The organism is Salinicoccus siamensis (genome assembly GCF_042429615.1).
GTDB lineage: Bacteria > Bacillota > Bacilli > Staphylococcales > Salinicoccaceae > Salinicoccus > Salinicoccus siamensis.
Genome location: NZ_JBHMAH010000045.1, coordinates 1 through 552, shown reverse-complemented (window position 1 = coordinate 552; position 552 = coordinate 1). Strand labels below are relative to the sequence as shown.

The window sequence follows — 552 nt, the reverse complement described above, 5'->3', positions numbered from 1 at the left end:
GCTGGGCTTCACCTCCCCCGAGGGGGAGGTGAAGAAATTTACACTAGGCACTTTGTGCCATGTGTGTTTGATTGAGTGCCTTGGCGAAATGCTCATGCGGTGTCTGGTAACCCAGGATTTTACGTGGATAATCATTCATCCATCGTTGGATGCGCTGGATCTGTCGATCACTGACGGCAGAGATCGGCTGGCCTTTCGGGATAAACCGGCGAATGAATTTATGCTGATTCTCGCTGGTGCCCCGTTCATATGACGCAAACGGCCGGGCAAAGTAGACGTCTGTCACATGTTTCAAGGTGTCATGAAGTGCACTGAATTCAGAGCCATTATCCGATGTGATCGTCTTGAATAACGACGGCATGTAGTCGCCGGCACGGTCAACGAGCGATTCAATCGCCTCAGTGACGGGGTGCGCCGCCTTGCCATCTACTTTTAATAGTACTTCAAATCGGGTCTGTCGTTCCGCGAGTGTCAACAGCACCGCATCATCCTTGTGTTTTGCACCGATGACGGTGTCGATTTCCCAGTGACCGAATGTCTCTCGGGATTCGA

General features: G+C 51.8%; 1 protein-coding gene. It reads right to left on the bottom strand.

The window, feature by feature from the left end; translation table 11 throughout:
* Nucleotides 1-43 precede the first annotated feature (43 nt).
* On the bottom strand, nucleotides 44-552 hold a 509-nt coding region (locus ACFFLE_RS11170; RefSeq protein ID WP_380572282.1), incomplete at its 5' end, for an IS30 family transposase.